General features: G+C 36.1%; 16 protein-coding genes. 13 read left to right on the top strand and 3 right to left on the bottom strand.

From position 1 onward, the window contains the following. Complete coding sequence (gene tamL, locus ISU00_RS10060) at positions 1–2,274, top strand: translocation and assembly module lipoprotein TamL (RefSeq protein ID WP_228850533.1); 2,274 nt, start codon at positions 1–3, stop codon at positions 2,272–2,274. A 2-nt stretch (positions 2,275–2,276) separates the two neighbouring features. On the opposite strand, the gene ISU00_RS10055 is transcribed toward tamL, so the two are convergent. Continuing rightward, positions 2,277–4,409 carry a thioredoxin domain-containing protein gene (locus tag ISU00_RS10055; protein WP_228850532.1) on the bottom strand — a complete coding sequence of 711 codons (2,133 nt, stop codon included), beginning with the start codon at positions 4,407–4,409 and terminating at the stop codon, positions 2,277–2,279. A 146-nt stretch (positions 4,410–4,555) separates the two neighbouring features. Between ISU00_RS10055 and ISU00_RS10050 the strand changes: the two genes are divergently transcribed. From ISU00_RS10050 to ISU00_RS10020, 7 genes are read left to right on the top strand one after another with little or no spacing between them, the layout of a single operon-like run. Next, positions 4,556–4,891, top strand: a complete 336-nt coding sequence (locus ISU00_RS10050) for an arsenosugar biosynthesis-associated peroxidase-like protein (RefSeq protein WP_228850531.1) — start codon at positions 4,556–4,558, stop codon at positions 4,889–4,891. Between the two features lie 4 nt (positions 4,892–4,895). After that, complete coding sequence (arsS, locus tag ISU00_RS10045) at positions 4,896–5,948, top strand: arsenosugar biosynthesis radical SAM (seleno)protein ArsS (protein WP_228850530.1); 1,053 nt, start codon at positions 4,896–4,898, stop codon at positions 5,946–5,948. Between the two features lie 6 nt (positions 5,949–5,954). Beyond that, positions 5,955–6,590, top strand: a complete 636-nt coding sequence (locus tag ISU00_RS10040) for a TIGR04282 family arsenosugar biosynthesis glycosyltransferase (protein WP_228850529.1) — start codon at positions 5,955–5,957, stop codon at positions 6,588–6,590. Beyond that, complete coding sequence (locus tag ISU00_RS10035) at positions 6,574–7,386, top strand: purine-nucleoside phosphorylase (protein ID WP_228850528.1); 813 nt, start codon at positions 6,574–6,576, stop codon at positions 7,384–7,386. The genes ISU00_RS10040 and ISU00_RS10035 overlap by 17 nt, the downstream gene beginning before the upstream one ends. 60 nt (positions 7,387–7,446) lie before the next feature. Further along, on the top strand, positions 7,447–8,415 hold the full coding sequence (gene arsM / locus ISU00_RS10030; RefSeq protein WP_228850527.1) for an arsenosugar biosynthesis arsenite methyltransferase ArsM: 969 nt from the start codon (positions 7,447–7,449) through the stop codon (positions 8,413–8,415). A gap of 23 nt (positions 8,416–8,438) precedes the next feature. Next, complete coding sequence (locus ISU00_RS10025) at positions 8,439–9,194, top strand: DUF547 domain-containing protein (protein WP_228850526.1); 756 nt, start codon at positions 8,439–8,441, stop codon at positions 9,192–9,194. 5 nt (positions 9,195–9,199) lie between these two features. After that, on the top strand, positions 9,200–9,892 hold the full coding sequence (locus tag ISU00_RS10020) for a TIGR04283 family arsenosugar biosynthesis glycosyltransferase (protein WP_228850525.1): 693 nt from the start codon (positions 9,200–9,202) through the stop codon (positions 9,890–9,892). A 1-nt stretch (position 9,893) separates the two neighbouring features. On the opposite strand, the gene ISU00_RS10015 is transcribed toward ISU00_RS10020, so the two are convergent. Further along, positions 9,894–10,913, bottom strand: coding sequence for a glycoside hydrolase family 113 (locus ISU00_RS10015; protein ID WP_228850524.1), 1,020 nt, complete (start codon positions 10,911–10,913; stop codon positions 9,894–9,896). 92 nt (positions 10,914–11,005) lie between these two features. Here ISU00_RS10015 and ISU00_RS10010 point away from each other — a divergent pair, with 92 nt between their 5' ends. Genes ISU00_RS10010 through ISU00_RS09990 form a run of 5 tightly spaced genes read left to right on the top strand, consistent with a single transcriptional unit; the run spans position 11,006 to position 17,461 of the window. Beyond that, a complete protein-coding gene (locus ISU00_RS10010) occupies positions 11,006–12,322 on the top strand; it encodes an NAD(P)/FAD-dependent oxidoreductase (RefSeq protein WP_228850523.1) in 1,317 nt (438 codons plus the stop codon). Next, positions 12,315–13,904 carry a 4Fe-4S binding protein gene (locus ISU00_RS10005; protein ID WP_228850522.1) on the top strand — a complete coding sequence of 530 codons (1,590 nt, stop codon included), beginning with the start codon at positions 12,315–12,317 and terminating at the stop codon, positions 13,902–13,904. The genes ISU00_RS10010 and ISU00_RS10005 overlap by 8 nt, the downstream gene beginning before the upstream one ends. Positions 13,905–13,920: 16 nt before the next feature. Continuing rightward, positions 13,921–14,610, top strand: a complete 690-nt coding sequence (locus ISU00_RS10000) for a glycosyltransferase family 2 protein (protein ID WP_228850521.1) — start codon at positions 13,921–13,923, stop codon at positions 14,608–14,610. After that, positions 14,607–16,094 carry a cellulose synthase family protein gene (locus tag ISU00_RS09995; RefSeq protein WP_228850520.1) on the top strand — a complete coding sequence of 496 codons (1,488 nt, stop codon included), beginning with the start codon at positions 14,607–14,609 and terminating at the stop codon, positions 16,092–16,094. Before ISU00_RS10000 ends, ISU00_RS09995 begins: the two co-directional genes overlap by 4 nt. Continuing rightward, positions 16,091–17,461 carry a putative hexosyltransferase gene (locus tag ISU00_RS09990; RefSeq protein WP_228850519.1) on the top strand — a complete coding sequence of 457 codons (1,371 nt, stop codon included), beginning with the start codon at positions 16,091–16,093 and terminating at the stop codon, positions 17,459–17,461. Before ISU00_RS09995 ends, ISU00_RS09990 begins: the two co-directional genes overlap by 4 nt. Here ISU00_RS09990 and ISU00_RS09985 read toward each other — a convergent pair. Then, positions 17,448–17,864 (bottom strand): VOC family protein, encoded by a 417-nt coding sequence (locus ISU00_RS09985; protein ID WP_228850518.1) that lies wholly within the window; start codon positions 17,862–17,864, stop codon positions 17,448–17,450. The two genes, ISU00_RS09990 and ISU00_RS09985, sit on opposite strands and share 14 nt — an antisense overlap. Between the last annotated feature and the right edge of the window lie 38 nt (positions 17,865–17,902).

Below are 17,902 nucleotides of genomic sequence, written 5' to 3'. Positions count from 1 at the left end.
TTGAAGTACGTTTCAAAAACATATGTATTCCTAACTATTGGCATCGCCATCATATTGGTATCATGTAATGCATTGAAATATGTTCCTGATGGTGAACGCCTGTATACTGGTGCTTCGGTGGAAATTCAACCAGATTCGATAATCCCTAATGAGTCCCAATTAAAGGATGTGTTAGAACAAGCCCTGATGCCTGAACCAAACTCTTCCTTTTTAGGTATGCGGCCAGGGCTATATTTCTATTACAAAAACCAAAAGGAACACCCAGGTTTTATCAATAGATGGCTTTACAAAAAATTGGGAGAGGAGCCAGTATACCAATCAGATGTTCAACTTTATGAAGTGGAAGATTTGTTGGTAAACCGCCTAGAAAACCGTGGATTTTTTTACAGTACGGCATCATCTGATTTTGTTGAGGAGGAAAAAACTGCCGATGCAATTTATAAGGTGAAGGTGACCAAACCTTATAAAATGAAAACTTTTCAATTAGATTCCATAGAAGAGCCTCTAAAAACCCGGATAGGTGAATTAGTTGAGGAGACCAACTTCAAACCTGGGATGCGATTTGATTTAGATGCCTTAAAATTAGAGAGAGACCGCATAGATAATGGTCTTAAACGCAAGGGTTATTACAATTTCAATCAAAATTTTCTATTGTTTGAGGCAGACACCAATAGGTATAAAAATAAGCGATTCGATCTGTATCTGAGGTTAAAAAAAGATGTTCCTAAATCAGCATTGATTCCATATAGGATAACAGAAATAAATATTTATCCGAATTACGACATAACTACCGATTCTATCCCAAAAGATACTATTCGTTTTAACGGTAAAAATTATTTGCGAAATGAGTTATTTTTCAAGGAACATAGGTTAGATCCATTTATTACTTTAGCCGAAGGACAACTCTACGATCCTGGAGAGTCTAGAAGTACTTCCAGAAGGCTTTCTACCTTGGGTTCCTACAAATATGTTAACATACAGCATAACGAAATAGATAGTTTATCTAATGACAGCATTGGATACCTTAAAACCGACATTTATTTATCACCGCTAAATAAACGTGCTGTACGTGCCGAATTACAAGCTGTTAGTAAATCGAACAATTTTGCTGGCCCACGGCTTGCTATTACATTTGTAAATCGCAATTTATTTAAAGGTGGAGAATTATTGAGTGTTTCGGCACATACTGGATACGAATTCCAAATGTCGAAGGGAAACCAAAATGGCTTTAGAAATATTGAAGTTGGTTTGAATACCGAATTATTATTTCCTCGTATGCTTTCTCCAATAAAAATTGAAAATGAATTTTTTCAATACTCCATTCCCAAAACAAAAGCAACCTTAGGTCTTAATTACCTATCGAGAACTGGGCTATATCAACTTGTTAACGCCAATACAAGTTTTGGTTATAGTTGGAATGCAAACCGCTTTATAACCTATGATTATTCTCCAATTTCCGTGGTTATAACAAAACTTTCCAATACCACTGCTGAATTCGAAGATATACTGGAAGCCAACCCTTTTCTACAACAAAGTTTTGAACAAGAATTTATCCCTGGCACCTTATTGGGATTTACCTACAATGGTATGGTTGACCAAAATAAAACACACCAAATATATTTTAGCGCCAATTTTGAAACTGCTGGAAATTTAACTGGTCTAATTGGCAAAGAAGATGAAGTCTCAAGCAACAAAACTGTTTTTGGGATGGAATATGCACAATTTGCCAAATTAGACGTTGATCTCCATTACCATTATAATTTCGGAAATAATCAAACCTTGGCATCTCGGCTTTTTGCAGGTTATGGTCTTGCATACGGCAATTCTGAGGTAATCCCTTTTATAAAACAATATGTTTCTGGTGGGCCCTATAGTGTAAGAGCTTTCAGACTTAGGTCTTTAGGTCCAGGCACTTTTCAAGAACCTGAGGACAACAGCACGTTTTTCGATCAGATCGGTAATATACGATTTGAGGCTAATGTAGAATACAGGTTCCCATTGTTTTCATTTTTAAATGGGGCAGTTTTTGCAGATGCCGGTAATGTTTGGTTATCTAAAGAGAATGCAACAGTACCCGGAGGTAAATTTACCGGTAAATTTTTAAGTGAATTAGGAATGGGAGCTGGCGTTGGTCTTCGAGTGGACATTCAAGGTTTTGTTTTAAGATTCGATTTTGCGGCTCCGTTTCATGATCCAGGTTTGCCAGAAGGTGAACGCTTTAACTTTCAATTTGATGAAACCATCTTCAATTTTGCAATCGGTTACCCCTTCTAAAGTTATTTAAATTCTGTTTCTATTAAAGGGATCGCTTTCTCTATAGAATCTACAGGAAGTTTACAGGTTTTATTCACACAGACATAAACCAAGGTCTTTTCCTTCTGATAGCGATTTTCCAATAGGGGTAACTCAGATTCATTCTCAGCGCCAACGGTTAAATTATTTGGAATATAATAGCGGTAATACTCACTTGCATACTGGTCAGCCTTTTTTCCATTAATGGCTACTTCGTAAAATGGCCCAAGTTGATCCATCATCACATCCATCCAATTGAAAAATCCTGATGGAGCATTTTTTAAATCTGTCAATATAGCATCAATCATTGCCCCAGACAAATCCAAATAATTTGGCTTATCTAAATAGTGACTTAACAAGAACAAATTCTTTGACATAATAGAATTTGAAGCAGGTATAACATTATCATAAAGCTCCAACTTTCTGCTTATTAAAGGGTCATTATTTATGGATGTGAAGTAAAACAATCCATGTTCTTTATCTTGAAAATGTTCAATGGTATAATTGGTGAGTTGTTCGGCCACCTTCAACCACTCTGGATCAAAAGTAATCTCATAAATACCTAAAAATGCCTGTATTGTAGCAGCATAATCTTCTAAATATCCGGTAACCGAGGCTTTTCCATCTTTATACATATGGTATAATCCACCATCTTCCATTCTAATCTTTGATTTCAGAAAATTTCCGTGGGTTACGGCAACCTTTTTGTAATTTTCGTCACTCAATGCTTTGTAAGCATTAACATAACCCGAAACCATCAATGCAGACCAAGAAGTTAGGATTTTGTCATCTAATCGGGGTTTGGACTTTTTTTCCCTTTGAGCTAATAATATCCTTTTCCAACTAGACTTTAATTCTTCAAATTCTTGCTGTTCCAAGCTATTATTTTTAACAAATACAGAATCTGCTTCCGTTCTTCTAAGAACATACTTATTATGCTCCCAAAGACCATTTTTGTTGACATTGTAATAAGCTTGAAATAGATTAAAATCATTGCCCAAAATAGACTTAAGTTCATTTTCAGACCAGACATAATAGGCACCTTCCTCTAATTCACCACTTTCCGTGTTGCTATCAGCATCTAGGGAGGAATAAAATCCCTCTACTCCATTAGTTAATTCTGATTCAACAAAATTTAAGGTTTCAACAATAACAGACTTATATAGACTTTTTTGGTTTCTTCTATATGCCTTACTGTAAAGTGTTACGAGCTGAGCATTGTCGTACAGCATTTTTTCAAAGTGCGGAACATGCCACAAACTATCGACAGCGTATCGTGCAAAGCCACCACCAATTTGGTCGTAAATGCCCCCAAATGCCATTTTATCTAGGGTCAAATCGACATAACTTAAAATATTTTTGTCTTCTGTCTGAAACCCATATCGCATCAAGAATACTAATTTAGAGGGCATGGGAAATTTTTGCACGTTCCTATCACCCCCATTTCTCATATCGAATTTTGATTTCATATGTTCCACAGCATCAAAAACAGTTTCAGATGTAAATGAAGTTTTATCCTCTGGAATTGTAACTAAATTCATTTTCTCTAGACCTCCCATCAATCTTGAGGCGTACTGTTCCATTTTATCTGGAGATTTCACATATAGTGATTGTAATTGATCTAAAACTTGAATCCACTGATCCTTAGTGTGGTAAGTACCCGCATAAACTGGCCTACCATCAGGCAAGGTAATACAGTTTAAGGGCCACCCTCCCCTACCGGTCATAAGCTGAGCAGCATCCATATAAATTTGATCCACATCTGGACGTTCTTCCCTATCCACCTTTATATTTATAAAATGTTCATTCATAATGGCGGCTACAGAATCATTCTCAAAACTTTCTTCCTCCATTACATGGCACCAATGACAAGAGGCGTAACCGATTGACACCACAACCAACTTATTTGCTTTCTTGGCCTCCTCTAATGCCTCATTAGACCAAGGCTTCCAATCAACAGGATTGTAGGCATGTTGGAGTAAGTATGGGCTTTGTTCGTTAATTAAATCATTTGCTTGTTTTTCCTCGTTCATAGATTCCGATTTATTTTCCCTACAGCCCATATAGGTTAAAACCATACATAGGCTTAAAGTAATTTTCAATAGAAATGCTCTCATATGGTTAAAGGTAAACGAATTCTATGTTTCAATACACCATTTTATTTTGAAGAGACGATAGAACCCTTAATTTTGTTTGTAATCATCACTCGTTTATTTCGACATAAACGAGTATCTTTCAAAATAACAATATTTAGAAACTCATCATGCAAAAAACATATTATGATCCTGCCGATCTAAAAAATTTTGGAAAAATCTCAGATTGGAATTCAAGTCTAGGTGAAAAATTTTTTGATTATTACAATAGTGTTTTTAAAGAGGGTGCATTGTCCGCCAGGGAAAAATCCCTCATCGCTTTGGCGGTAGCCCACACCATACAATGTCCTTATTGTATTGATGCTTATACAGGAGATGGCCTACAGAGAGGAATTACCAAAGAGGAAATGATGGAAGCCTTGCATGTGGCAGGTGCAATTAGAGGGGGCGCATCATTGGTTCACGGGGTTCAAATGATGAGCAAGGTGAATAAATTAGAAATGTAGTTGCATGATTAAATCACTAAAGCGGCGTGAAAGCGAATTAGCAAATGCTGAAAAACAGTTGGAGCTTCTGTCCAATGGAATTTTTGCCCAAGGAGAATTACCAACTTTTAAGGAATCTATACACAAATCGGGGCATTTTCCGCTAAAACCAAAATCTCTGGAAATTCTGCAAATAAATGTTGGTTACATGTGTAATCAAGTGTGCAAACATTGCCATGTGGATGCAGGTCCAGACAGAAAAGAAATTATGGCAAAGGAGATTATGTCTCAATGTCTGGAAATCTTAAAAAATACCTCAGCGCATACCTTAGATTTAACAGGAGGGGCTCCAGAAATGAACCCTAATTTCAGGTGGTTTGTGGAAGAAGCAAGCAAGATTGGTGTAAGAGATATTATTGTTCGTTCTAACTTAACAATTATGCGGGCGAACAAAAAATACTATGATTTACCAGCATTCTTTAAAGAACACAATATACATGTGGTAAGTTCAATGCCACATTGGACAAGAGGAAAAACTGACAAACAACGAGGTGAAGGTGTTTTTGATCAATCGATTAAAGCATTGAAAGCCTTAAATAAAATAGGCTATGGCCTTAAGGATAGTCCTCTAAAATTGGATTTAGTTTATAATCCATCTGGAGCCTTTCTTCCTGGAGACCAGGCGTCAATGGAATTAGATTTCAAAAAGGCCTTAATGGAAGATTTTGGCATACAGTTTCATAATTTATTTGCACTAACAAATTTACCCATAAGTCGATTTCTTGATTACTTACTAGCCTCAGAAAATTACGAGGACTATATGTACAATTTGGTGGAAGCCTTCAATCCGGCTGCAGTAGAAAATGTTATGTGTACTAACACTATTTCAGTAAGTTGGGATGGCTATCTCTATGATTGCGACTTTAACCAAATGTTGCATTTACCGGTTAATGGAAAAGTAAAACATGTTTCTGAATATAATGAAGCTATTTTACAAAATAGGGAAATTGTTATTAGTCAGCATTGTTATGGTTGTACTGCCGGGGCTGGCAGTAGCTGCCAAGGTTCAGTAGCTTAATTGTTGATGGATTCCCTTATCATTGTTTTTGTAAAAACCCCAAAATTAGGCGCTGTTAAATCACGCCTAGCATACACTATTGGTGATGAAGCAGCACTAACTATCTATATTGAATTTCTTAAAATTCTAGAAAATACTTTGTTAGAATGCAAAGAAGATATCGTCGTGTATTTTTCAGAAACTATTGATTCTGATATTTTTAAAAATTATCCAAACAAAATTCAATATGGGGAAGATTTAGGTCAAAGGATGTACAATGCCTTCGAGGATGGATTTTCCCAAGGATATAGAAAAATCATTCTAATTGGATCCGACATTCCCGATATGAAATCAACAAACATTCGTTCAGCTTTCGAGCAGTTAGATAATAATAAGGTTGTTTTTGGCCCAGCATTGGATGGTGGTTATTATTTAATTGGACTTTCGGAGTTATTGGAGGCACCTTTCAAACTGGAACAATGGAGTAACCAATTTGTATTAAAAAATAGCCTTAAACAACTTCAAGAACATAATATCCACCCTGCCCTAATAGCAAAATTAAACGATATTGATACCTTTGAGAATTTACTGAATTCTGAAACTCTCAAAACTAATACTACCATACTTTCTGTATTAAACAATTATTATGATAAAAGAAATTGAAGAAACTACTGAATATCTCATTCACAAGGGATTCGACAAGCCCGAAATAGGTATAATTCTAGGAACGGGCCTAGGCCAATTAATTAATGATGTAGAAATCATACATTCGGTTAGTTACAACCATATTCCATATTTTCCTACGGCAACTGTAGAATTTCATAAAGGGAAACTTATCTACGGAATTTTATCAGGGAAAAAGGTTGTGATAATGCAAGGTAGGTTCCACTTATACGAAGGCTACTCTTTACAAGATGTAACATTCCCAGTAAGAATTATGAAGCGATTAGGCATTTCAACCTTGTTGGTTAGTAATGCTGCAGGGGCAATTAACCTAGACATGAAAAAAGGTGAAATTATGTTGATCACCGACCATCTAAATTTACTTGGAGATTCTCCCTTGGCCTTTAAGGGCGTGTCCTTATTAGGAGAGCGATTTGCTGATATGAGCGAACCTTACGACAATGACCTAAATGATCAATTCAGAAGTATTGCAAAAGAAAATGACATTACTTTACACGAAGGTGTGTATGCCGCAATGCTCGGACCACAATTAGAAACCAAGGCTGAATATCGCATGCTTAAAATTATAGGTTCAGATGCAGTAGGGATGAGTACCGTTCCAGAGGTTATAGTTTCTAATCATTTAGGTCTTAGAGTGGCTGCAGTTTCTGTTATTACGGACGAATGTGATCCTGACAATCTAAAACCAGTTAATATCGACGAAATTATTGCAATGGCAAATAAGGCCGAACCACAGATGATAACACTTTTTAAATCGTTAATTGAAAAACTTTAACGTTTATAATTGAAAGGCGTGAATATTTTACACGTCTCAACTTAAAATTTACACATTTCCATGAGTTACCTAGATACTACGAAAGACATATATAAGGATGCTGCCTTAACTCCGAATGTTGGTCTTTGTTGCACCACAAATCCTATTTGGGAATTGCCAGGTTTAAAAATTCCGAAAATCATGCAAGAAATGAATTATGGCTGTGGTAGTACCGTACATCCTCGTGATCTTACGAACAATCCAAAGATCTTATATGTTGGTGTCGGCGGAGGCATGGAACTTCTCCAATTCGCATATTTTTCAAGACAAAAAAATGGCGTTGTTGGGGTTGATGTAGTAGACGAAATGTTGGAAGCTTCAAAAATTAATTTTGAAGAAGCCGAAAAATTAAATCCTTGGTTTAAAAGTGAATTTGTGGATTTACGAAAGGGAGATGCCTTGGCACTGCCATTGGAGGATAATAGTATCGATGTGGCCGCACAAAACTGCTTGTTTAATATATTTAAAGAAGATGATTTAAAAGCTGCCATAAGCGAAATGTATCGCGTTTTAAAACCTCACGGACGTTTGGTTATGAGCGATCCAACATGCGAACAGCCAATGAATGAGGCTTTAAGAAATGATGAGCGTTTGAGAGCACTTTGCCTTAGTGGCAGCATTCCGATCAAAGATTACGTAAAACTTTTAACCGACGCTGGTTTCGGTACAATTGAAATTAGAGCTAGAAAACCTTACCGAGTTTTAAACCCTAAACATTATAATACAGAGGAATTAATCTACATCGAATCCATAGAAGTGGCGGCCATAAAAGATCCTATGCCAAAGGATGGACCTTGTATTTTTTCGGGTAGAGCCGCAATTTATTTCGGCGATACTGAGTATTTTGATGATGGAAAAGGTCATATCCTCTTCAAGAATCAACCATTGGCAATTTGCGATAAAACAGCCAATGCGTTGAAAAATCTTCAGAGAGATGATTTGTATATTAGCGAATCAACTTGGCACTATGACGGAGGAGGTTGTTGCTAAAAATTTATTTTCCAATTAAACCTATGTTGTACGGCTTACTTTTTCACCTGATTGCTATTGTTGTTTTAAGCTGTAAAGAGGCCCCTCAACCAAATTATCTACTAAAGGAACCTAAAATAATTACAGATGAGAAAGTAAATCATTTAGTATGGGATTCCCTATTAAAACAATTTGTGGATGGAAACGGATTTGTAAATTATAAAGGGTTTAAGACAGAAGAATTAAGGCTGACCAATTATTTGCAGTCGTTAGCAAAACATCCTCCCCAGAATAATTGGACCAAAGATGAATCAATTGCCTATTACATAAATGCTTATAATGCCCATACAATAAAATTAATTTTAGATAATTATCCTATTTCGAGTATTAAAGACATAAGAAATCCTTGGGACCAAAAACGGGTACAAATTGGTAACAATATTCTTTCTCTGGGTGAAATTGAACATGAGGTGTTGCGTAAAATGAATGAACCCCGAATACATTTTGCGATTAATTGCGCTTCATTTTCCTGCCCGAAATTGAGGTATGAGGCCTTTATTGCCAAAAAATTAGAAGAGCAGCTGGAAATTGCATGTAAGGATTTTATTAATGACAGTTCCAAAAACAAACTTCAAAATTCAGAAGCACAACTTTCCAAAATATTTAAATGGTACAAATCTGATTTCACAGAAAATGTTAGCCTAATTGAATACATTAATCGATATGCATATGCAAAAATTTCAAATGATGCAAAAATCAGATTTCTAGAATATGATTGGAGCCTGAATGAAAAACCGTAATTGGTGTGAAACAGATTTCTATTATCATACCAACATTAAATGAAGAAACCTGCATCGGCAAATTATTAAATCAACTTAAAGTAAAAGCACATAATTTTCAAGCTATTCAAATAATTGTTGCAGATGCTGGGAGTTCAGATAATACCCAAAATATTGTAAAAAGTTTTACTAACGCAAAGTTGATCAATTCAGAAAGGGGACGAGCTAAACAAATGAACGCTGGTAGTAAAGAAGCAGAGGCTTCAATATTATATTTTCTCCATGCCGATACCATACCTCCAAAGAATTTTGATGATTATATCATTAAAGCCGTGAAAAATGGACATGAGACAGGCTGTTTTAGATTACGTTTTGATCATAATCATTGGTGGCTTTGGCTAGCTTCCTTCCTAACAAGATTGCCGTGGAAAATCTGCCGAGGGGGGGATCAAAGTCTCTTCATTAGCAAAAGTTTATTCGAGCAAATCGGAGGCTTCGATGAACAATTCTCAATTTTTGAGGATATGGATATGATTAGAAAACTCTACAAAGCCTCGAAATTTAAAATCATACAAAAACAAGTGTTAACTTCCTCAAGAAGATACCGATTAAACGGCATTGCTACCCTGCAATACCATTTTTACATATTATATTTAAAGCGATTTTTTGGTGCCGATCCTAAGGAATTGGAACGTTATTATATTAAAAATATTCAATAGGCTATTTAAATTTAGCATAGTACTCCCCTATCAATTTCTCTGAAGGTTTGTTTTGTGGAGTAAATTGTGAATTTTCCTCTCCTCCAGCCCTAGAATGATCTGGAAACCATTTCCAAACGAATCCTCCCGCAAACCATTCTTCATTCCACATACTTGTAAAAAGTGCATCTAAGGTATTGTATTGCGCTAGATGGTTTAAACCAGGCATATCGCGATCAGATTTCCAAGGTTCTCGCCCCGCATAATCAACAGATCTATAACCAAACTCCGTAAAAAGTATTGGCTTATTAAGGTCAATTGCAAAGGTTTTTAAGACCGATCGAAGATCCTTCCAACTTTGCATACACTGTTGGACCGTTGGTGTTTGTTCATCTGTTATAGGAAAATAGGCATCGATCCCAACAAAATCTAGCATGCGCCAAAAAGGAGTTCGGCTATATTCATCCCAATTTGCAGCATAGGTTAATTTTCCTTTATATATAGACCTTATCTCATTTATCAATTCAGACCAAAATTGGGGGCGTTCTGTAACAAAGGATTCCAATTCAGTGCCAATGCATAAAAGAGGCACTTGATGTTTTTCGGCAATTTCTGCAAAAGTGAGAATAAAATGCCTGTAACTATTTTCAAATTCTAACCATTTAGATTCATCTGCCATCTTAATTTCTCCTGTAAAAATGCCATGTCCAACCCATAGTTGGGGCTTAAGCATTACCTCAACGGACTGCAATTTCAACATTTCGATGTGCTGCTCAATACCCACAACTGTTTCTCCAAACCATTGGCGTTCTCTATTAAAAATTATTTCTGGTTGATCAACATCCCTAATAAAACCAAAAGGCATCAAGGCCACATGCGAGGCATGTACTTTTAAAACGGATTCAATATTTTCCAACCTAAGCGAATCTCGGGTTGCAACTAAACTAAGTCCATTAATTTTCTCATCAACTTTTGGAGGGCGATTAGTGCCAAAACATCCGAGGAGTAATAAAATCAAAGAAAGGAGATAAATGCGCCTCATACTTTTTTTGAAATCCTTAAATTTAACTTCAACAAAAAGTCCAAAAATTGCTTAGGCCCTAAGCCTTTAATTTGGATTGCAGTGTACTCTGAATGAAGCATATCGTTATTATTGGAAATGGTATTGCCGGAATTACGGCAGCTAGACATATTAGAAAACTGTCTAACCATAAAATTACCATAATTTCGAAAGAAACCGAATTTTTCTTCTCACGTACCGCCCTAATGTATGTCTATATGGGACATATGAAGTTTGAACACACCCAACCTTATGAAAATTGGTTTTGGAAGAAAAATCGATTGGAGCTCATTCAGGATTATGTAGAGACAATAGATACAGACAACAAATCCCTTCAATTAATTGAATCTGGCAAAATTTCCTACGATATTTTAATCATTGCTACCGGTAGTAAACCAAATAAATTTGGTTGGCCAGGACAAGACGGCAAAGGAGTTCAAGGACTTTATAGCAAACAGGATTTGGATTCTTTAGAGAGCCATGCTCCAAATAATAAAATCTGTAAAAGAGCAGTAATTGTAGGGGGCGGACTAATAGGAATTGAACTGGCAGAAATGTTTCATAGTAGAAATATTCCTGTTACCTTTTTAGTACGCGAAGAAAGCTTTTGGAACAATGTGTTACCAAATTCTGATAGCGAACTTATTAATGAAGAAATAAAACGCCACCATATCGATTTGCGATTGAACACCAATCTGCAAGAAATTCTCCTTGATGAAAATGGCAAAGTCAAAGGAGTAGTTTTAAAGGAATCAGGAGAAACGCTTCCGTGTGACTTAGTCGGACTAACAGCTGGGGTGAAACCCAATATTGAGTTTATAAAAAATTCAAAGATTGAAACTGAAAAGGGTGTTCTAATAAACGAATGTTTGGAAACAAATATTAAGGATGTTTATGCGATTGGCGATTGCGCGCAACATCGCCACCCCATTGGTCATCGACCCGAAGTTGAAGCTGTTTGGTATACGGGTCGAATTATGGGTGAAACGGTAGCTAAAACCATTTGCGGTAAAAGAACAGTACACCAGCCAGGACATTGGTTTAACTCGGCCAAATTTTTCAGAATCGAATACCAAACTTATGGTTGGGTATTTTCTAAACCCAAACAAGGAAACACCCATCTTCATTGGCAAAATAAAGATTACACCAAGTGTATTACCATTGAATACCAAAATGAGACCACGCTATTTATGGGGATTAACGCCTTTGGCATAAGGCTTAGGCATGAAATCTTTAATCAATGGCTGAATGAAAAAAGAACTGTGGATTATATTATAGAAAATATGTCCATTGCCAATTTCGATCCAGAATTTTACAAAAATGGCCTCCTAAATATTCAAAATGAATTAAAGAACCAATTGCAAAATAAAGTCAGCTTATCCAATGCATAAGGCCTCAGAAAATATGGCAATTTATTCTCCGGAACGTTATCCCATGAATACGGCGCAGCGCTTGGCTGTTGGATTGGGATTAGTTGGACTTTTCATTCTAATTATTGCCTTATTCAATGAAACCCTGCAACCACGTTTAGGATGGTGGCTAGGTTCCATGTTGCTTATATCAATAGGAATTATTTGGTTTACTAAAGCTAGCTATAAAAAAAGTCTTGAAGGAATTCATAACCATGGAGTATGGTTTAAATCTATTTCTGCTAAGGGTTTATGGGCTTGGTGTTCAGCCATACTTATTACCTTACTTTATATCGCACTATATTTCTTCCCTGATTATTTGGGCCAGGGGGTAGATGGAAAACCAAATACAGGGCTCATTGCTTTGTTCGATCCATTTAGTGAATTTTTAAGCGGTAAACCTGCAAGCCAATGGTTTGTTTATGGTACACTATACACTCTGGCTGTCTTGGCTTTTGGCTATAAATTCTTGAAGAAATATAGACATAATAGATACCAGCAGTTAAGGACTTTTTCGGTAATGTTCTTTCAATTGGGATTTGCTTTTCTCCTGCCAGAAATAATGTATAGACTAAACAGTGGCCTACCTTATTACGATTTAAAAAATATATGGCCACTAAACTATTACAACTTTGAACAATACCGAATTAATGACTTCATCAATAGTGGTTCTATCGGGCTATTTCTATTAATTTTTGGGGTTGTATCGATTTTCATAATTACACCAATTTTAACTTACAAATATGGTAAACGCTGGTATTGCTCATGGGTCTGCGGTTGTGGCGGTTTGGCTGAAACTGCCGGAGATCCTTTTCGGCATTTAAGTGATAAAAGCTTATTTGCTTGGAAGGTTGAACGTTGGGTTGTACACGGTGTTCTTGTTTTTGTGGTTTTAATGACTACCGCAGTAATAGCATCTTATTTGGGAGATGATTCCCAAGACTATTGGCTAAACCGAGATGTATTTCTAATGCTGGTCTTCGCTTTTTTGACTGCGGTATTTTTATGGGCAATTATCTATAAAAAAGAGGAATTAAAAAAGGATGCCAAATATGGAGGTATAGCTTATTTTTCAATAATTGCAGGGCTTTTTTTAATTCATTTTTTAAGCGGTATCAATTTGTTCTTGTTCAATGCTGAAACGCTGCGCTCCTCTTATGGGTTTCTAATCGGCTCGATTTTTTCCGGAGTTATTGGCACTGGATTTTATCCCATTTTTGGCAATCGCGTTTGGTGTCGTTTTGGCTGCCCCATGGCGGCAATTTTAGGCTTTCAACAACGTTTATTTTCAAAATTCAGAATTACCACTAATGGAGGCCAATGTATTTCATGTGGAAACTGTTCTACTTATTGTGAAATGGGAATTGATGTTAGGTCTTATGCCCAAAAAGGCGAAAACATTGTTCGTTCAAGTTGTGTTGGTTGTGGTATTTGTGCGGCTGTGTGCCCTAGAGGTGTTTTAAAATTAGAAAATGGATCAATGAAGGGAAGGATCGATTCAAACCAAGTCCTTTTGGGAAATACTCCAGATTTAATTACTCTTGCGGAAGAAAACAACAATTAAATCCGTTTAACCACTTATGACTATTTCTGTCATTATTCCTGCATATAATGAAGAGGCTTCCATTGGAAAAGTGGTTAAGGACATTCCAAACATGGTTGAAGAGGTAATTGTGATAAATAACAACTCTAGCGATAATACTTCAATTGTTGCAAAACAAGCTGGAGCCATTGTCCTAGACGAACCTAACCCTGGCTATGGCAACGCATGTCTAAAAGGGATGGATTATCTTGCCAAACAGTCTAAAAAGCCAGATATTGTAGTGTTTTTGGATGGAGATTATAGCGACTACCCTGAGGATCTGGTACCACTAATTAATCCAATCGTGGAAAAAGATATGGATTTTGTAATTGGAGCAAGAAATAGTCGACTACGGGAAAACGGTTCTATGACACCTCAACAAATTTTCGGGAATTGGTTAGCCACAACTTTAATGCGAATATTTTATGGAGCAAAGTTTACCGATTTAGGCCCTTTTCGTGCCATTAAATACGAAAAATTACTTGAGCTGGGAATGGAAGACAAAAATTATGGCTGGACGGTAGAAATGCAATTAAAAGCATTAAGACATAATCTTAATTACATAGAAATTCCAGTGCGGTATAGAAACCGAATTGGTATTTCTAAAGTCTCTGGGACATTAAAAGGGAGTGTACTTGCCGGAATTAAAATAATTGGTTGGATCATTAAATATGGATTAAAGAAGTGATTTGGAAAATAATTGTTTTAGTAATTTATTCCTTGGGGTTATTAATGATTTTTATTTATGCACTAACCCAACTCAGCCTACTCATTAATTACCTGAAGGCTAAAAAGAGACAAAATACCCTACCCGATTTAGATATTTCCGAACCTAACAATATTCCATTTGTAACCATCCAATTACCAATTTATAATGAACTGTACGTCATAGATCGATTATTGGAAAACATAGTGCAGATGAATTATCCAACCGAGAAATTAGAGATTCAGGTTTTGGACGATTCAACGGACGAATGTAGGGAAATAGCTGCCATGAAAATTTCAGAATTGGCGGCAAAGGGTCATAATATATATCATATTACTAGAGAAGACAGAACGGGCTTTAAGGCAGGAGCCTTAAAACATGGCCTCAAATCTTCTAAAGGAGAATTTATTGCAATTTTTGATGCCGATTTCTTACCTCAACCAGACTGGCTTATTAAAACACTGCCTTATTTTATGAACCCTGAAATTGGTGTGGTACAAACAAAGTGGGGGCATATCAATCGTGATTACTCCATGCTTACCAAAGCTCAGGCTTTTGCACTAGATGCTCATTTCACTATAGAGCAGATAGGAAGAAATTTTAAAGGACATTTTATCAATTTTAATGGTACCGCTGGTATTTGGCGTAAATCGTGCATTATAGATTCAGGGAATTGGCAAAGCGATACACTCACTGAAGATTTAGATTTAAGTTATCGAGCCCAACTCAACAATTGGAAATTTAAATATCTCCCCAATGTAGAAACCCCTGCAGAGTTGCCAATAACTATAGGTGCTGCCCGTTCACAGCAATTCCGTTGGAATAAGGGGGGAGCGGAAACTTTTGGAAAAATGAGGAAACGGTTGTGGCGGAATTCATTTTTAGCCAAAAAAACAACTTTCCACGGATACATGCATCTGCTTAACAGTAGTATGTTTATCGGGATTTTGATTGTTGCCTTGTTAAGCATTCCAATTTTATATATAAAAAACCAAAGTACAGACTTAACCTGGTATTTCACCATAGCTAGTTTCTTTGTGGTTACTACTCTTATTTTCTTCATCTGCTATTGGTATATGTACCGCAATTTATATGGGAAAAAGTGGACTGATTTTTTTAGGTATACGGTTATGTTCTTCGTGTTCTTCTCTATTGCTATGGGTTTTTCATTCCACAATACGGTAGCCGTTCTAGAAGGTCATTTTAAGAAAAAAAGTGAATTCATCAGAACTCCAAAGTTTAATGTCAAGACCATTAAGGACAATTGGAAAAATAACAAATACCTTCAAAAGGGTATTAAACCTAGGCATTTTGTTGAAGGTTTATTGATGCTCTATTTTGGATTCGGGCTCTACAGTGCATTTACAGTCACTGATGGCGGAGATTATGGTTTTTTACCGTTCCACCTTATGCTATTTTTGGGATTCGCTTACGTATTCATTAAATCCGTGCTTTCTAAGGCATGAACTTTAATACCTCAAAATATCTTCCTCTCTTACTTGGCATTATTGTTTCCCTCTTTTTATATGGAAGTTTTGGCTATGATTTAGAAAGAGAAAATACCTTAGAACTTTTAGGACTTTATGTAGGTCTGTTTTTTTTATACCTCTATTTTTTGAATTGCAGTTGCCATAATTGGAAATTGCTCATAGCAGCGGGAGTCCTTTTCCGATTGGTCTTTCTTTTCGCACTACCAAACCTGTCCCAAGATTTTTATCGTTTTATTTGGGACGGCCATCTTGTGGCTGAAGGTATAAATCCATTTGTCAATACTCCAGATGAATTAGTAAAAGTGGGAAAAGTCAGCCTTCCAAAGTGGCGAGAGTTACACCAAGGCATGGGCCCGTTAAGTGCAGGCAATCATAGCAACTATCCTCCTATCAACCAGCTATTATTTTGGATTTCTGCAATAATTGGAGGAAGTTCATTACTAGGATCAGTTATCGTATTACGACTAACCATATTTCTGGCTGAAATAGGTGTAGTCGTTATTGGAACAAGACTGCTCAAGCACTTTAATTTATCAAAGGAGTTGATTCTTCTTTACTTTCTAAATCCACTTGTGGTTATTGAATTATCGGGTAATCTCCATTTTGAAGGAGTAATGCTGCTAGCTATATTGATATCTCTGTGGTTTTTACAAAAAGGCAATTGGAAATTTTCTGCCCTTTTTCTAGCAATATCAATTTCAGTAAAATTAATTCCCTTGATGTTTTTGCCTCTTTATTATCAATATTTCCGAAATAATGAACAATCCCCAACTAAGGGTTTGGCCAAATTCATAAAATTCGTGTTGTTAGGCCTGTTCTTTTCTGCACTAACCTTCACCCCATTTATCAACAACAACTTAATTGAAAATTATACGAACACCGTTGCCTTATGGTTCAATAAGTTTGAGTTTAACGCCAGTATTTACTATTTGTTTAGGGAAATTGGTTTTTTAGTAAGTGGTTACAATCAAATCGCATTCATAGGAAAACTACTGGCAATTTTAGTATTGGGAATTATTTTTGCCTTAGTGATATTCAAAAAAAACGAAACAATAAAATCACTTTTATTATCAATGGTTTTGGCATTGGGCTCATATCTATTTCTTTCCACAACAGTACATCCATGGTATTTAATAACCCTTATAGGCATAAGTATTTTTACAACCTTTAGATTCCCTATTGTTTGGAGTTTGATGATTGTTCTCAGCTATACTGCCTATGCCAATCCAAATTATCAAGAAAACCCATGGGTTTTGGCAATAGAATACTTGGTAGTTTTTGGATATTTCTACTCTGAAATTAGAAATAGAAAAGAAAATTTTAATTGGGTTAAGCCTTGGTGAAAACCTGATCTGTTTGAGTAAAGCATTTAAATTCAACCGTAAAGCCATTTGGATCCTCAATAAAAAAAGATTCATGTTCACCCTTTTTACCATTTAAAAATTGAATCTCAGACTTAAGTGGAATTTTATTAACCGTAACCGTATGTTTTAAATTTAGCCAATCCTCCCTTTCCAGAATTATTCCAAAATGGAAGGATGGCAATATTTCTCCATTAAAGGAGTAGCTTTTACTTTCAAAATTAAACGGGCCAGACTTAGTAAAGGTCATTTGGTTACCAAAAAGGTCTATATCTATCCAATTTTGGGCGGATCGTCCTTCTTTGGCGCCAAGACCATCTACGTAAAATTTCCGAACCTTGCTTATGCTAAGACAGGGTAAGGCCAAGTGAAATTTTGAGGCCATAGTCCTAAAATTTTGATGGAGTTTAAAATTTACAACAA

The organism is Aegicerativicinus sediminis, from assembly GCF_015476115.1.
In the GTDB taxonomy this organism is placed as follows: Bacteria; Bacteroidota; Bacteroidia; order Flavobacteriales; family Flavobacteriaceae; genus Aegicerativicinus; species Aegicerativicinus sediminis.
The sequence above is the reverse complement of the archived record's forward strand: the minus strand, read 5'-3'. Positions and strand labels throughout refer to the sequence as shown.